Source organism: Undibacterium sp. YM2 (assembly GCF_009937975.1).
Classification (GTDB): domain Bacteria; phylum Pseudomonadota; class Gammaproteobacteria; order Burkholderiales; family Burkholderiaceae_D; genus Undibacterium.
Map to the genome: position 1 here is coordinate 6,469,299 of NZ_AP018441.1, position 15,514 is coordinate 6,484,812.

Consider the following 15,514-nt stretch of genomic DNA (forward strand, 5'->3'; position numbering starts at 1 on the left):
ACACCATACATTTGCCTGAAAGCTGTGCATTGGCAAAATTTTGTATGCAGGTTTGCGGGCAAGCGCGCATACATTTTTATCTGATGCTGGAAAACAACGTAAAACACTCACATGAAAAATTTAAATGATTTCTTCCAATTTGATTTCGGGCAAACAAATTTCATCTTGTGCCAAATGATAAATAGATTTTGAATTTGCGCTGGGCTGCCACTTATAATGATGAGCAAATGTCCAGCATGTCGCCAGCGTGATGTGCAGCCAGGGACTTAATCCATACTCTAGAATTTCTACCACCGGATGGAAAGAAAGGTCAAAGTGACTTCTGCTGCTTCACCCATAGTGCCCAGGCTGGAACTGACCGATATCTGTAAACGCTATCCGGCGGTGGTTGCCAATGATGGTGTCAATCTGCAGGTGGCACCGGGTGAAATCCATGCGGTACTCGGTGAGAATGGCGCAGGCAAATCGACGCTGATGAAAATCATCTTTGGTGCCGTCAAGCCAGATTCAGGCACGGTGCGCTGGAATGGCCAGGAAGTCAGAGTAGCGACACCGCAGGATGCGCGCAAGCTGGGCATCGCCATGGTATTCCAGCATTTTTCCCTGTTTGATACCCTGACCGTGGCCGAGAATATCGCCCTCGGTCTGGACCAGTATGTGAATATGCTGGAACTGGCTGAACAAATCGCCCAGACCGGTGAAAACTACGGCCTGGAGCTGGAACCGCACCGCCATGTACATACCTTGTCAGTTGGTGAAAGGCAGCGTGTGGAAATCGTGCGCGCTCTGCTGACCAAACCGCAATTGCTGATCCTTGATGAACCAACCTCGGTATTGACACCGCAAGCCGTACAAAAACTGTTTGTCACCCTGCGCAAGATTGCCGCTGAGGGTTGCAGCATCCTGTACATCAGCCATAAGCTCGATGAAATCCGTGAGCTATGCCACAGCGCCACCGTCATGCGTGCGGGCAAGGTCACCGGGCATTGCGACCCGGCGCAGGAAACTGCCGCCAGCCTGTCGCGCATGATGATAGGTGAGGACTTACCGCCATCTGCCCATACCGGGCCCGTCACCCTGGGTGAGTCGCGTTTGCGCATCAGGCAATTGAGCCTGCCCAGGGCACATGCCTTTGCGACTGCACTCGAAGATATACAACTGGAATTATTTGGTGGCGAAATCGTTGGCATCGCCGGTGTATCCGGCAATGGTCAGCAAGAACTCCTTGCCGCCTTGTCCGGCGAAGACAGGCGCGCCGCGCCGCAGATGATAGAACTCAAAGGCAAGCCAGTAGGCAACCGTGGCCCTGAGAGCAGGCGCAAGCTGGGCCAGAGCCTGGTGCCGGAAGAGCGCCTGGGCCGGGGCGCAGTACCCGAGATGAGCCTGACTGACAATATGCTGTTGTCGCACCAGCACGCGCCTTTCGTCAACAAGGGCATGATCAATTTTCGCCATACGATACAGGCAGCGGCAGACATCATCGCCCGCTTCCGCGTCAAGGCTGGCGGGCCTGCGGCACTGGCGCGCAGCCTGTCGGGTGGCAATCTGCAAAAGTTTATTGTGGGTCGTGAAATCACACGCCAGCCGGATGTATTTATCGTCGCCCAGCCAACCTGGGGTGTTGATGTAGGGGCAGCAGCGCAAATCCATGATGAGATACGCAAGCTCAAGCAGGCTGGTTGCGCAGTACTGGTGATCTCGGAAGAACTCGATGAATTGTTTGAATTATGTGACCGCATGCATGTGATCGCCAAGGGCCGTTTGTCGCCATCGATAGCAACTGCCAGCGCGACCAGGGAAAAAATAGGATTGTGGATGAGTGGTTTGTGGGAAGAATGGACAACGGCAGAAACGGTGTCACTCGGTAAAACCGGTGGCGGTGGCAGCCGCAAAAAGAAACCATACAGCAACGAGCGGGGTGAGCATGCTTAAGCTGGAATTACGCGCTGCCAGCTCGCGCAGCATGGCCTACCTTTCTCCCGTGCTGGCTTTGCTGCTGACGATCTTTTTGGGTGCCCTGCTGTTCATGGCACTGGGAAAAAATCCTTTGACTGGCCTGCAGGTCTTTTTGATAGAACCGATAAGCAGCAAGACTGCCATCGCCGAATTATTATTGAAGACCACGCCACTGGTCTTGTGCGCGCTCGGGCTGTCGGTCTGCTATCGCGCCAATGTCTGGAACATCGGTGCCGAAGGGCAGTTGATCGCCGGTGGCCTGGCCGCTGGCAGCACCATACTGTTTTTTGATACTGGCACACCTGGCTTGTCGGGTGGCATGGTTTTGCTGCTGGCAACTTGCGCGGGTGTAGTTGGTGGTGCCTTGTGGGCATCCATCACGGCCTTGCTGCGTGACCGTTTCAATGCCAATGAAATTTTGGTGTCGCTGATGCTGACCTATATCGCGCAATTGCTGCTGATGTATGCCGTCAATGGTCCGCTGAAAGACCCGCATGGCATGAACTTCCCGCAGTCCAAGGTGTTTTCCAGTGATTATCTGTTGCCCCACCTGTTCTCGGGCAGCCGCCTGCATATAGGCTTTATCGTCATGCTGGTCGCCAGTGGCTTGATGGCAGTGTTTGTGTATCGCAGCTTTGCAGGTTACCGCCTGACGGTAGGCGGGCTGGCACCGCTGGCAGCGCGTTATGCCGGTTTCTCCAGCCGCCGCGCCCTGTGGACGTCGTTATTGATATCAGGTGGTTTCGCTGGCATGGCAGGAGCATTCGAAGTGGCCGGGCCCATAGGTCAGGTCTTGCCTTCGATCTCGCCTGGTTATGGTTTTGCCGCCATTATCGTCGCCTTCATTGGTCGTCTTAACCCCATAGGCACCATCTTTGGTGGTCTGATGCTGTCGCTGTTTTACCTCGGTGGTGAAATGGCGCAATCGCGCCTTGGCCTGCCTTCTGCCATCACTGGCCTGTTCCAGGGCATGCTGCTGTTCTTGCTGCTGGCTTGCGACACCCTGATCAATTACCGCCTGCGCTGGCAGAAATAAACAATCATGGAAAATTTTGCTGCCCTGATCGCCGCCTCCATCAACTCTGGCACAACCTTACTGATCGCCGCTTTGGGTTTGCTGATCAATGAACGTGCAGGTGTGCTCAATCTTGGTGCCGAGGGCATGATGCTGGTGGCTGCCATCACCGGTTTTGCCGTGGCCCACCAGACCCATCTACCCTGGCTGGGTTTTGTCGCAGGCGCGGTAGCCGGCATGTTGATGGCAACCCTGTTTGCCTGGCTGGCACTGGTGCTGGCCACCAACCAGGTAGCCACTGGCCTGGCCTTATCCATCTTTGGTACCGGCCTTTCGGCCTTCATAGGACAGTCATTTGTCGGCCAGTCACTGCCTGCCGGGCCACATGGCGTCGCCTTTTTATCGGACATCCCCTTCCTCGGCAAAGCCTTTTTTGATCAGCATCTGGCCGTGTATTTTGGCCTTTTACTGTGTGCGGGCATCATCTGGTTCCTGCAACGCAGCCGCGCTGGTCTGGTCCTGAAGGCAGTCGGTGAATCACCAGAATCTGCCCATGCACTGGGTTACCCCGTGCGCAAGATACGTTATCTGGCGCTGCTGTTCAGTGGAGCCTGCTGCGGTATCGCTGGTGCTTACCTGTCTGTCGTGTATACACCGATGTGGGTGGAAGGCCTGGTCGCCGGGCGCGGCTGGATCGCACTGGCGCTGACGACTTTTGCCACCTGGCGTCCGGCACGGGTCTTGCTGGGTGCTCTACTGTTTGGCAGCGTGACGATTTTGCAGTTCCATTTCCAGGCGATAGGCATCGCCATCCCATCGGAAATTTTATCCATGCTGCCCTACCTGGCAACGATTATCGTGCTGGTGCTGATCTCGCGTAATCCTGACTGGATACGCCTGAACATGCCAGCCTCCCTGGGCAAGCCTTTCCGCCCGGGGTCTGCTTAAGTATTGATAGAGATGTCATTTGCTGTGCGTTTTTTTGATTACAACTGAAAATCAGACGAAGGAAGCTACCCATGAAAATTACCCGCAGAAAAACCCTGGCAGCCGCGCTGTCCCTGGCGATTGTCGGTCTTGCTGGTTGTGGCCAGAAAGAAGAAAACAAATCCGCCAGCGCCAGCGCAGCAGCGCCTGCACCAGCCAGCACCGCTGCCGCACCTGCTGCGGCAGAACCTCTGAAAGTCGCTTTCGTCTATGTAGGGCCGGTCGGTGACGCAGGCTGGACTTATGCCCACGACGCAGGCCGCAAGGCTGTTGAAGCCAAGTTTGGCGACAAGGTCAAAACCAGCTTTGTTGAAAGCATTCCTGAAAGTGCCGCCGATGCAGAACGCGTCTTCCGCGACCTGGCCACACAGGGTAACAAAGTCATCTTCGGCACCACCTTTGGCTATATGGAAGCCATGCTCAAAGTCGCCAAGGACTTTCCAGATGTGAAGTTTGAACATGCGACCGGCTATAAAACTGCTGAAAATCTCGCGCAATATGATGTGCGCACTTATGAAGGCGCCTACCTCGCCGGTATCGCTGCGGGCAAAATGAGCAAGTCTGGCAAGCTCGGCGTGGTTGCCTCCCTGCCTATTCCTGAAGTGCTGCGCAATATCAATTCCTTCACCCTCGGTGCACGCTCTGTGAATCCCAAGGCAACCACCAAGGTAGTCTGGGTCAACAAATGGTTTGACCCGGGTAAGGAGCGCGAAGCCGCCACTACCCTGATAGGCCAGGGCGTCGATGTACTCATGCAAAACACGGACTCTGCCGCCGTCGTGCAAACCGCCGAAGAAAAAGGCGCATATGCCTTTGGCTGGGACAGCGACATGAGCAAGTTCGGCGCCAAAGCCCACCTGGCAGCATCCGTCATAGACTGGGGTGTGTATTACACCAAGCGCGTCGATGAAGTGCTCAACAAAACATGGAAATCAGACACCACCTGGTGGGGGCTCAAAGAAAACATGATAGACCTCAAAGCCTTCAACGCCAGCCTGTCAGACGAAGTCAAAAAACTCATCGCCGACAAACGCCAGGGCGTCATCGACGGCACAGGCCCGATCTGGAAGGGGCCTATCAAGGACAATACCGGTAAGGAAGTGTTGGGCAAAGATGCCGTGGCGGATGACAAGTTCCTGCATGACATCAAGTTTTATGTGGAAGGTGTGGAGGGGAAAGTGCCGGGTTGATGTAGGGAAAACCTTTAGCGTACGCTATGTTTTAGTTCCCTCCCTTTCAAGGGGAGGGTTAGGGTGGGGATGGTTTTCGGTTAATTAACCTATAATCAAATTGTCAGGGAACCCCATCCCAACCATTCCACCGCGCAGCTTGCAAGCTGCTTAGAGATTGTTGGCGCAAAGCATGCTTTGCGAATTCCCATCAATCTCCCCTTGAAGGGGAAGGAGTCACTTTAATCCCACTTTGCCGGGCTAAGGTTCATCAACCAAGCTACGCGAGTGCTTTACACCATCACCTTGGCCGAAGCCTCCGCCACTATCCTTCGTAACCATTGCACCTCCGCCGCCGCATGCGCGCGTTCATGCCAGAGCATGAAAAACTTCATCTTGGGCACGGTAATCGGCATGGGCAAGACTTCTATCGGCCAGTCTTTCGCGCATTGCACGGCGAAGCTGCGGCTGGTGGTGAAGATGAGATCGGTGCGTGAGAGTACATAGGGCACCATGCCGAAGTAGGGGATGGTCATCTGTATCTTGCGCTTCAGCCCCTGCTCTGCGAGTGCGCTATCGATGATACTGCGATGCCCCATCATGTAGGGTGTGGGGGCCAGATGCGCCATTTCCAGATAATATTTAATCGACAAACCCTTGCTGACAACCGGGTGTTTGCGATTCACCATGCACACCACTTCATCTTCAAACAATTGCGCCAGATGCAGGTGCGGTGGCAAGTCTGGCCAGTTGCCGATGACGCAATCAAGTTCGCCACTTTCGAGACCTGCTGCATAATCAAAACCGGCATTCAGGGCATGTACGGTCAGGCCAGCATTCGGTGCCTGCTCGCGCAGTTTTTCAATAATGAGAGGAATCAGCAGGGCGCTCAGGTAATCCGGTGCACCTAGCTGGAATATACGCTGGCTAGAGGCAGGCATGAAAGCCGGTGCCGGGCTGGCGATGCTTTCCAGTACGTTCAAACCCTGGCGGGCAAGCAACAAGAGTTCTTCACCACGCTCGGTCGCGGTCATGCCATTCTTGCCACGCACCAGGATGGCGTCGCCCGTGATTTCACGCAGGCGTTTCAGCATATTGCTGATGGCGGGTTGTGATTGCCCCAGCTTCATCGCGGTGCGGGTGACGCTGCGCTCGGTCAGCAGGGTATGCAAGACACGCAAGAGATTGGTGTCGAGCTGATCGACCAGGCGCTGGTTCATGCCACAACCCCTGGCTGGGGCAAAGCCAATACATCACCATCCACAAACACCAGCATCTGGCCAGCTTCACACTGGGTCCAGCTTTCATTCGTGGTCAATGGTTCGGTAACGATGATGGCGACCTTGTCGGCAGGCGTAGTGACCTGAGAAAAATCCACAGCCACATCTTCATCCGTCAAGGCGGCTGTACTGAAGGGATGCTGGCGCACGATGTAGTAGAGTTTGGTCGAACAATGGGTGAACAGGGCCTCACCATTCGACAGCATCATGTTGAAAGTGCCATAGCTGGCAATCTCTGCGGTGATCTCATGCATGAATAGCGCCAGTTGTTGCACCGATGGCAATTGCTCACCAAAATGCCGGCGCATGCGTTGCAGCAAATAGCAAAATGCCCGCTCACTGTCAGTATTGCCAACTGGCTGGAAACTGCCATCGAGCACAGGCGCAAATTCCTTCAAATCGCCATTATGGGCAAATACCCAGTAACGTCCCCAGCATTCACGCACAAAAGGGTGACAGTTTTCCAGGCTGACCTGGCCCTGCGTGGCCTTGCGTATGTGGGCGATGACGTTCCTGGATTTGATGGGATAACGTTTGATGAGCTCAGCCACCGGTGACTCTACCGCTGACTGGTGATCAACAAACAGGCGTACACCGCTGCCTTCAAAGAAAGCGATACCCCAGCCGTCCTTGTGCTCGTCCGTCAAACCGCCGCGTGTTGCAAACCCGGTAAAACTGAAAACGATATCAGTCGGGGTATTGCAGTTCATTCCTAGTAATTGACACATGATGCATATAGTGAAAACAGTTTGTCCATACCTTACCATAGGCAAACCCGCTTATTATTCCCATCTACATAAGATTTTTGATGATCCTTATGCAAATTGTGCGCGAATTTGCCATCAAAACAACGCTGTCGCTCTGGTATCTTGCTGATGTAGGATCTGGTGCGCTCATCTCTGGCAAGCGAATGTCGCTTTAATGGTGCCCGTGGTAAATGTTTTACATTTTGACCGTGGACTAAGTTGATATTGAAGCCGATAATAATCTGTGAGACCTGATATCAGGTGAACAAAGGATGGATAATCATGCACAATTTCAGCACTGATGCCTTATTGCTGGCAGTCCCTGAATTAAAGGATGTTGCGCCCAAACACTATCCCGAATTGGTGTTACTGGCAGCGCAGAAAACATTCAAGACACCCAAGCCATTCTGGCGTGAATTCCTGACAGGCTTGACAATATTTGCGGCTGTTTATCTGTCCAACCGTATCGCTGCTCCAGACTCGATATGGATCAGCTGCGTGCTGACGGTGGGCCTGGCTCTTGTTTCCATGTTTGCGATAGACCTGGTGTACTTCCGCAAGTTAAAGCCTGCGATCATAGACCGCCTTGCCAAGATCAAGCTGGGCACAAAGGAATAAGCCGAATAAACCAAATAAGCCGAATAAGCGAAGCTCAGGCTTCCAGCCTCAGGTTTTTATGGCAAACACTTTTTGAAACTCACGTTTGCCCTTGCTGGTCAGTGCCAGTGCCCGGCTATCAAGATCACGCTCCAGCCAGGCGCGGTTCAGCAGCAAATTCAATAAAGCCGCGCCCAAAGCACCACCCAGATGTGGTGTGCGCTCACTCCAGTCCAGGCAGGAACAGGCGAAACGCCGTCTGGCCTTGCGGGTGGCAGCAATATCCAGCCCCAGTTCTTCCAGGCCTTTGCTGCCTGCTGTTGTCAATTCATAAGCGGTTTCTTCACCTTCCACGGGCCTGATCCAGGCTTGCTGCATGAGGTAATCATGCACACCCACGGCTACTTCACCTGCCATGTGGTCATAGCAGGTACGCGCCTTGCGCAGGCGGTCTGGTGTATTTGGTACAAAGCGTGACTTGGGCAAACCGGCGATCAGTAACAAAGATTCCAGTGCAATCGCCACTTCATTACTGGCAAGCTGGTAATAGCGGTGCTTGCCCTGCGCCACCACATTCACCAGATGCTGTTCCAGCAATTTGCTCAAGTGCACACTGGCAGTAGAGGGGCTGACCTCGGCCACGGCAGCCAGCTCGGTACTGGTACGGGCGCGCCCGTCCATCAGGCTGCACAGCATGCGCGAGCGCGCAGGCTCGGCAATGGCACCGGCCAGCTTGGCTAACTGGGTGTCGGCGTATTCTATATTGGTGGAATTTTCTACATTCATAGTTTGATGGTAAGCGAATTGTTCAATGCAAACAAGTCCTATACTGCGTTTCATTACTTAGCTACCAAACTTAGCATCAAGCTTGCCATGACACAGAAAATCTCTATCCTGAATGCCGCTTGCCATCCAGATCCCTATCCGTATTACGCCAGCCTGCGTGCAGGGCCGGCGCTGGTTTTTGATACCGAACTCAAATGCTGGATTGCCAGCCGGGCTGCCGTCGTGCAGCAAGTGCTGGAATCCCCCGCTTGCGCCGTCAGGCCGGTGACAGAACCCGTGCCGCGCAATATTGCGGGTGGCACAGCGGGAGAAATATTTTCACATCTGGTACGCATGAATGAAGGCCAGGCGCATGCAGTGCCAAAACAAGTCATACAAAGCTCGCTAAGCAAGCTCGATTTGTCTGGCATAACAGCGTATACGCGCCAGCATGCTGCCGAGCTCGCCAGCAAATATGATCTCACTACCGGAAACGGGCTGACGCAATATCTGTTCAATTTACCCGTTCATGTCATGGGCAATGTATTGGGATTTGAAGAAGATGCTTTGCCCGATCTGGCAAACTGGATGGCCGATTTCGTGCGCTGCCTTTCTCCCTTGAGTACAACAGAACAAATTGACACTGCACATGCGGCGGCCAAAGCTTTGCAAAATAGCTTCCGCCAAATGCTGCAAGACAGCCAGGCAAAGCCAGACGGATTTTTGGCAGGCTTGCAAAACGAAGCTGAGCTATGTGGCTGGCAGCATGCTGACGGCATTTTGTCCAACCTCATAGGCTTGCTGTCGCAAACTTACGAAGCCACTGCCGGCCTGGCTGGCAACAGCCTCACCGCATTGCAAACTCACTCTGACATACTGAAAAGCCTGCGTGAGGCTGGGGCTGACTTGCCACAAAAATTAAACCAACTGATAGCCGAGGTGGCACGCCATGACGCATCGGTACAAAACACCAGACGCTTCGTCACTCAGGCTTGCGAAATCGCTGGTCAAAACCTGCAAGCAGGCGATGTCATCGTCGTCTTGCTGGCGGCTGCCAATCGAGATGCGGAAGTCAATCCTGATCCTGATGCCTTGCAGCTGAGCAGGCCAGACAGAAAAGTTTTCACTTTTGGCCACGGTCGCCACGCCTGCCCTGGTCAGCACATTGCAGAACAAATCACAACCAGTTGTCTGCATCACTTGCTGAATATGCCTGCATTTGATTTCTCTGTACTGCGCTGGACATACCGGCCTTCACTGAATGGCCGCATTCCCGTTTTTACCCACAACATACAAAATCAGGAGACCCCATGATAGCCGTGATTTTTGAAGTCATCCCGCATGCAGAAAACAGGCAGGAATACCTGGATATCGCAGCAAGGCTTGCACCTTTACTCAGGGAGATGGATGGCTTTATTTCCATAGAACGTTTCCAGAGCCTGGTTGATCCCGGCAAGATTTTGTCCCTGTCATTCTGGCGTGATGAAGCAGCAGTCGCCATCTGGCGCAATACCGAAGAACACCGGGCAGCACAGTCGCAAGGGCGCGGTCACGTCTTTGCAGACTATCGTCTGCGCATCGCATCGGTAGTACGCGACTATGGTTTGCTGGAACGTGAACAGGCACCGGCAGACAGCCGCCATGTACATGGCTAATCAAACTCATCAGGAACTCACCATGTCAGCGCTTGATCTTTACCTGAAAAAACACTACTTGAACAAAGCACAGTTTGCTGTTGCCTGCCTATGCAAAGAGACTGATATTGAGGCGCTGATACAGGCACAGCTATTAGCTGCACCGTCCTACGTCGTCACTGACAATGCAAAAATCCTGTCTGCTGTTTTTGGTGAGATGGATGCAGTCAATACCAGCGCTGGCGCTTATTTTCATCCGGCCAATGTCATCTGGCATACGCAAGTACTGCAGCTTATCGACCAGCATGGGCGAGATGCCGCACCAGCTATCCTGAAAGAAAATTTCATCAGGGACTTCATTGCTGCGCTGACCGAGATGCACCACACCACATGGCGTCTGGAGGATTGTTTTACTGCCGACGACCAACCTATAGTTTCTGGCCTCATGCAACGCGCAGAATTTTCATGGCAGCATTTTTTACTGGGCACCTTTGGCCTTTGTGTCACCCATCCTGTTTCTGTGTCAGCGATAGTGCGTAAAGAAATACTGCAGGAAAAACTCGCCCATCTTAGCGACAATGGCAACAAGGAAAATTTTACTTCTGCCGAAGCAAAAGCATTGCTGCCTGTTGTTGATGCTTTTGCAGAAGCCGCTATGTGGTTTTCACCAGCAGAATATCCGCGTTGCAGCCGCAAACGGTTGGTGGATGATTTACGGCCACGCCTGCTAGCTGCCATGGCGGCATAAATGATGGGCAAGTTGTCCGTCCTACCTGCCCTATTTCTTATTTACCTATACAGAATCGCGAGAAAATCACACCCAGCAAATCGTCAGACGTAAATTCACCCGTGATGCTGTTCAGGCGGTCTTGCGTCAAACGCAGTTCTTCAGCAAACAAATCCAGTGATTGGTCATTTTGCGCTGCGTATTCTGCTGCGTTTTGCAGATGTTCATGCGCATGCTTGAGGGCGATCAAGTGGCGTTCACGTGCCAGGTACAGCGACTCACCTGTCTGCTCCCAACCGGCAATGCGCAGCAATTCCTTGCGCAGCAAATCTATGCCTATGTGTTCATGTGCGGACAGATAAATATGCGTCGCATCTGACATTTCATCAACGCTGGCATGGTGGCCGGACAAATCTATTTTGTTCCAGATACGTATGACTGGTACGCCTTCCGGGAAGCGGGCAACGATGGCATCGTCAGCACGGGTAGGGCCGCGGCTGGCATCAAGCAAATGCAGGATGACATCGGCCTTTTCCACTTCTGCCCAGGTGCGTTCTATGCCTATGCGTTCTACCGTATCAATGGCATTGGCGACCTGGCCTTCTTCAACTTCATCATGCTCATGGCGTATGCCTGCAGTATCGATGATGTTGAGGGGTATGCCTTCGATATGGATAGTCTCGGTCACCTTGTCGCGGGTAGTGCCAGCGATGGGCGTAACTATAGCGACGTCATCACCAGCCAAAACATTGAGCAAAGATGATTTGCCGACATTAGGCTGGCCTGCCAGTACCACATTCAAACCGGCGCGCAACAAGGCCCCCTGGGCTGCCTGCTCAAACACTTTTTGCAAGGCAGTTTGTATCGTCGCCAACTGGCCGCGGGCATTCGATTTTTCGAGGAAGTCGATTTCTTCTTCCGGAAAATCTAGTGTCGCCTCCACCAGCATGCGCAAGTGCACGACTTTTTCTACCAGTGCATGAATAACTTTGGAAAAAGCGCCGGACAGCGATTGCGATGCCGATTTGGCTGCCGCCTCAGTCGATGCCTCGATCAGATCAGACACGGCTTCAGCCTGCGCCAGGTCCAGCTTGTCATTCAAGAAGGCACGCTGGGTAAATTCACCCGGTTCCGCCAGCCGCAAACCTGCATCCTTGCCTGCTTCCAGGCAGCGTGACAGCAGCATTTGCATGACGACCGGGCCGCCATGGCCTTGCAGTTCCAGCACATCTTCACCGGTATAAGAATGCGGTGCCTTGAAATAAATCGCTATGCCCTGGTCAATGACCGTGCCATCCGCCTGGGTAAACGGCAGGTAACTGGCATGACGTGGCTTGAATTGGGTAGTGCCAAACAAGGCAGTGACGACAGGCGCAAGGTCCTTGCCGGAAATGCGCACTACACCTATGCCACCACGCCCTGGGGCGGTGGCAATGGCAGCGATGGGAATGGGTTCGTAGATCATGTTGAAATTCTATCTGTGCTTGCACACTATGAGTGCAAATTAGTCTGTGGGTTTGTGACGGAAATGCGACAGGGCGTTATGAATATCGTAGGTTGGGCTACGGGGTATCAGCCCAACACTGGGCGTGTAATTAACGTATACGAATGTTGAAGCTGAGTGTTGGGCTGATAAGGCGTAGCCCAACCTACGAGCTAGATCAACCTCCGTTGGAGCATGTCTTTGCAAAAAACAAAAAAGCCCGCAAGCAAACTTGCGGGCTTTCTCATTTGCTCAATCTTGACGCTTAAGCCTTATGCTCTGGCGGTATCAATTTATTGTTGATGACCCATTGCTGTGCAATCGACAAGATATTGTTCACCACCCAATACAATACCAAACCAGACGGGAAGAAGAAGAACATGACCGAGAATGCCAGTGGCATGAACATCATCATCTTCGCCTGCACTGGATCAGCCGGGGCCGGGTTCAGCTTGGTTGTGATGAACATGGAAATCGCATACACCACAGGCAAAATATACCAAGGGTCAGGAGAAGTCAGATCGGTGATCCAGCCCACCCATGGTGCGCCGCGCATTTCCACGCTGGCTTGCAAGACCCAGTACAGCGCCAAAAAGATAGGCATCTGTATCAGGATAGGGAAGCAGCCACCGAGAGGATTGATTTTCTCGGTTTTGTACAACTCCATCATGGCCTGGTTCATTTTTTGCGGATCGTTTTTGAAACGTTCACGCACAGCCTGCATCTTCGGTGTCACCACCTTCATTTTTGCCATACTGCGATAACCGGCAGCCGACAAGGGGAACAAAGCCAGTTTGATCGCGATCGTGAAGACCACGATAGTCCAGCCCCAGTTACCCAGCATTTTGTGGATTTGTTCCATGACCCAGAACAAAGGCTTGGCGATGATAGTCAATACACCATAGTCCTTGACCAGTTCAAAGCCAGGGGCAATTGCTTCCAGCTTCGCAGATTCTTGCGGGCCGGAATACAGATGCGCATTCATGCTGACGGTTGCGCCTGGTGCGACCGTGCCCATAGGCAAGACATTACCTACTGCATACAGATTGGTATCAACCTGTTTCGTGAAAATTTCGCGCTTGACCTTGTCTTGCGGGATGAAAGAAGACACAAAGAAATGCTGCAACATCGCTACCCAGCCATTGTCCGATGCTTTGGCATGGCCGTCAGTACCCTTGGCGATTTTTTCAAAATCCAGTTTCTGGAATTTTTCTGCTTCTGTATATACAGCTGGCGCATAGAATTCACCGCTGCCAGAGAACATGCCGCCACTTTCAGGCTTGGTGCCGTCATGTAACAGTTGCAGATACAGAGATGGCGTGACTGCTGCCGTGCCAGTATTGCTCACATCATGACGCACATCGATCAGGTACTCCCCTTTTTTGAAGGTATAAGTCTTGGTCAGCTTGACACCACCTTGCTCGGCATCCAGTACCAGTTGTACCTGGTTACCACCTTCCAGGGTGCGGACACCTGGCCTGGCGATGAAGCCGGATTTGTGGTTAGGGAAAGGGCCACCCAGCAAACCAGTCTGCGCCAGATAAGTACGTTTGGCCGAGTTATCGAACAGAACCATGTTTTTTGTATGGTCTGTGCCATCTTTATGCTTCAGCAATTCCAGCTTTTTGAGCTCGCCACCGATGGTATCAATATCTGCCTTGATGACATCAGTAGTGATGGTGATGGTTTCGCTCTTGATGACAGGGGCAGCATCTGTACCCGCTGTTGCCGCAGCAGCCACGGCACTTGCACTGCCCGCTGCACCGGAGGCACTGGCAGTATTACTGGCAGAAGCGCTGGCTGAAGCAGAAGCACTGGCCACTTTCGGTGGTGGCGGGGCAAAGATAGACGGCTTGCCGCTATACACGCCCCAACCATTCCAGAGCATGATCAGCGCGAAAGAGAAAATTACCCACAGGACGGTACGTTTGATATCCATTTGTGTATGTCAGGAAAGGGGAGAAGAATGTCCAGTGTGCTTGCCATCATGGCAGCACTGGGCAGATGTGGGGGTGGTTTGCGATTTTTCACTAGCGGGCGGCACGTTATCCACGCCACCGGGGTGCCAGGGATGGCATTTGCACAAGCGCTTGCCTGCCAGCAGGCTACCCTTGGCAGCACCGTGTATTTTGATAGCCTCTGCCGCATATTCAGAGCAACTGGGATAAAAACGACAGTTCTGCCCCAACATAGGACTAATTGCCAGTTTATAAAATCTGAGCAACAGGAGCAGCAGGGTTTTCATCTCATAGGCCCTAAGTTCGCTTATGTACTACTTACAGGTGACTTATGACTGGCAGGCGCACAAGCCGGTGCCGCAAACAGACGCAAGATTTCCGCCCTGAGCTCACGCTTGAGCTGGGCGGTCGTTGCCGGCCCCGCCTTGCTGTTAACAGGGCGGGACAGCCGCACGATGCAATCCACATTCAGCAAGGCTGAATGGCGAAATATCTCGCGGGTGACACGCTTGATGGTATTGCGCGTCACTGCACGTGGCGCAAAACGCTTGGCGGCCACCACACCCAGACGGGCATGCGGCAAATCATTGCTTCTGGTGTAGAGCACAAAATGCGCCGTCTTTTGCACGGGGCGCAAACGAAAAACGGATGAAAACTCATCCGTTTTAACGATGCGCCTGACGCGGGCAAAATCTGCGCCGCCTGCACCTGCCTGAACTGGCTCAGTTATATTATTGATCATGCGAATTCAGCAAGGCTGCGCAGATCAATGAACTGATAATCAAGCTGCCAGGCGTTTACGGCCTTTGGCGCGACGTGCGTTCAGAACAGCGCGGCCACCGCGGGTTGCCATGCGTGCGCGGAAACCGTGAGTGCGCTTGCGGCGAACGACGGAAGGTTGGTAAGTACGTTTCATGTTGGTCTCGCTATTTGAGCAATAAAAAAAATCGGAATTACGGATAAAGGCTGTCTTGGGTGCGACTTCGGCTTGCACATTTTCGTCAGGCCTTTCGCCTTTACTGCCCCAAAACCGCTGCTCATGGTGTGAAGCGTCAATCCATCAAAAAAACTGATAATTAAAGCCGCACCAATAAAAGAGGGGTAGGGAACCCTGAATTAGACACCATTTTTGCTTTGCGTGTCAATCACTTAGCGCAAATTTTAATCAATCCAGGCACAACTATTGGTGCAATGCAA

The 15,514-nt window shown here is 53.0% G+C and carries 16 protein-coding genes; 8 read left to right on the top strand and 8 right to left on the bottom strand.

Annotated elements, in window-relative coordinates:
* Positions 1–297: 297 nt before the first annotated feature.
* From UNDYM_RS29610 to UNDYM_RS29625, 4 genes are all read left to right on the top strand, one after another.
* The gene (locus tag UNDYM_RS29610) at positions 298–1,932 is read left to right on the top strand and encodes an ABC transporter ATP-binding protein (protein ID WP_162044361.1); all 1,635 of its coding nucleotides are present in this window, start codon (positions 298–300) and stop codon (positions 1,930–1,932) included.
* Positions 1,925–2,992, top strand: a complete 1,068-nt coding sequence (locus tag UNDYM_RS29615; RefSeq protein ID WP_162044362.1) for an ABC transporter permease — start codon at positions 1,925–1,927, stop codon at positions 2,990–2,992. Before UNDYM_RS29610 ends, UNDYM_RS29615 begins: the two co-directional genes overlap by 8 nt.
* Before the next feature lie 6 nt (positions 2,993–2,998).
* Positions 2,999–3,919 carry an ABC transporter permease gene (locus UNDYM_RS29620; RefSeq protein WP_162044363.1) on the top strand — a complete coding sequence of 307 codons (921 nt, stop codon included), beginning with the start codon at positions 2,999–3,001 and terminating at the stop codon, positions 3,917–3,919.
* A 71-nt stretch (positions 3,920–3,990) separates the two neighbouring features.
* Entirely contained in the window at positions 3,991–5,148 is a 1,158-nt protein-coding gene (locus tag UNDYM_RS29625) for a BMP family ABC transporter substrate-binding protein (RefSeq protein ID WP_162044364.1), read from the top strand.
* 272 nt (positions 5,149–5,420) lie between these two features.
* Here the strand turns inward: UNDYM_RS29625 and UNDYM_RS29630 are convergent, their stop codons facing one another.
* Both UNDYM_RS29630 and UNDYM_RS29635 read right to left on the bottom strand, forming a co-directional pair.
* Positions 5,421–6,347 carry a LysR family transcriptional regulator gene (locus UNDYM_RS29630; RefSeq protein ID WP_162044365.1) on the bottom strand — a complete coding sequence of 309 codons (927 nt, stop codon included), beginning with the start codon at positions 6,345–6,347 and terminating at the stop codon, positions 5,421–5,423.
* Complete coding sequence (locus UNDYM_RS29635; protein WP_162044366.1) at positions 6,344–7,135, bottom strand: class II glutamine amidotransferase; 792 nt, start codon at positions 7,133–7,135, stop codon at positions 6,344–6,346. The genes UNDYM_RS29630 and UNDYM_RS29635 overlap by 4 nt, the downstream gene beginning before the upstream one ends.
* A gap of 300 nt (positions 7,136–7,435) precedes the next feature.
* Between UNDYM_RS29635 and UNDYM_RS29640 the strand changes: the two genes are divergently transcribed.
* Positions 7,436–7,771 (top strand): hypothetical protein, encoded by a 336-nt coding sequence (locus UNDYM_RS29640; RefSeq protein ID WP_162044367.1) that lies wholly within the window; start codon positions 7,436–7,438, stop codon positions 7,769–7,771.
* A 48-nt stretch (positions 7,772–7,819) separates the two neighbouring features.
* Here UNDYM_RS29640 and UNDYM_RS29645 read toward each other — a convergent pair whose 3' ends face one another.
* A complete protein-coding gene (locus UNDYM_RS29645; RefSeq protein ID WP_162044368.1) occupies positions 7,820–8,536 on the bottom strand; it encodes a helix-turn-helix transcriptional regulator in 717 nt (238 codons plus the stop codon).
* Positions 8,537–8,623: 87 nt separating this feature from the next.
* Between UNDYM_RS29645 and UNDYM_RS29650 the strand changes: the two genes are divergently transcribed.
* Genes UNDYM_RS29650 through UNDYM_RS29660 form a run of 3 tightly spaced genes read left to right on the top strand, consistent with a single transcriptional unit; the run spans position 8,624 to position 10,897 of the window.
* Positions 8,624–9,829, top strand: coding sequence for a cytochrome P450 (locus tag UNDYM_RS29650; protein WP_162044369.1), 1,206 nt, complete (start codon positions 8,624–8,626; stop codon positions 9,827–9,829).
* On the top strand, positions 9,826–10,170 hold the full coding sequence (locus UNDYM_RS29655; RefSeq protein WP_162044370.1) for an antibiotic biosynthesis monooxygenase: 345 nt from the start codon (positions 9,826–9,828) through the stop codon (positions 10,168–10,170). Before UNDYM_RS29650 ends, UNDYM_RS29655 begins: the two co-directional genes overlap by 4 nt.
* Positions 10,163–10,897, top strand: a complete 735-nt coding sequence (locus tag UNDYM_RS29660; RefSeq protein WP_162044371.1) for a DUF6058 family natural product biosynthesis protein — start codon at positions 10,163–10,165, stop codon at positions 10,895–10,897. Before UNDYM_RS29655 ends, UNDYM_RS29660 begins: the two co-directional genes overlap by 8 nt.
* 37 nt (positions 10,898–10,934) lie before the next feature.
* Here UNDYM_RS29660 and mnmE read toward each other — a convergent pair whose 3' ends face one another.
* From mnmE to rpmH, 5 genes are all read right to left on the bottom strand, one after another.
* Positions 10,935–12,341: a tRNA uridine-5-carboxymethylaminomethyl(34) synthesis GTPase MnmE gene (gene mnmE, locus UNDYM_RS29665; protein ID WP_162044372.1), complete on the bottom strand. Its 1,407-nt coding sequence runs from the start codon at positions 12,339–12,341 to the stop codon at positions 10,935–10,937.
* 283 nt (positions 12,342–12,624) lie between these two features.
* The gene (gene yidC / locus UNDYM_RS29670) at positions 12,625–14,298 is read right to left on the bottom strand and encodes a membrane protein insertase YidC (protein ID WP_162044373.1); all 1,674 of its coding nucleotides are present in this window, start codon (positions 14,296–14,298) and stop codon (positions 12,625–12,627) included.
* 9 nt (positions 14,299–14,307) lie between these two features.
* Positions 14,308–14,604 (bottom strand): membrane protein insertion efficiency factor YidD, encoded by a 297-nt coding sequence (gene yidD, locus UNDYM_RS29675; RefSeq protein WP_162044374.1) that lies wholly within the window; start codon positions 14,602–14,604, stop codon positions 14,308–14,310.
* Between the two features lie 20 nt (positions 14,605–14,624).
* Positions 14,625–15,059 (bottom strand): ribonuclease P protein component, encoded by a 435-nt coding sequence (gene rnpA / locus UNDYM_RS29680; RefSeq protein ID WP_162044375.1) that lies wholly within the window; start codon positions 15,057–15,059, stop codon positions 14,625–14,627.
* A 39-nt stretch (positions 15,060–15,098) separates the two neighbouring features.
* Positions 15,099–15,233 carry a 50S ribosomal protein L34 gene (gene rpmH, locus UNDYM_RS29685; protein ID WP_061535510.1) on the bottom strand — a complete coding sequence of 45 codons (135 nt, stop codon included), beginning with the start codon at positions 15,231–15,233 and terminating at the stop codon, positions 15,099–15,101.
* Positions 15,234–15,514 lie beyond the last annotated feature (281 nt).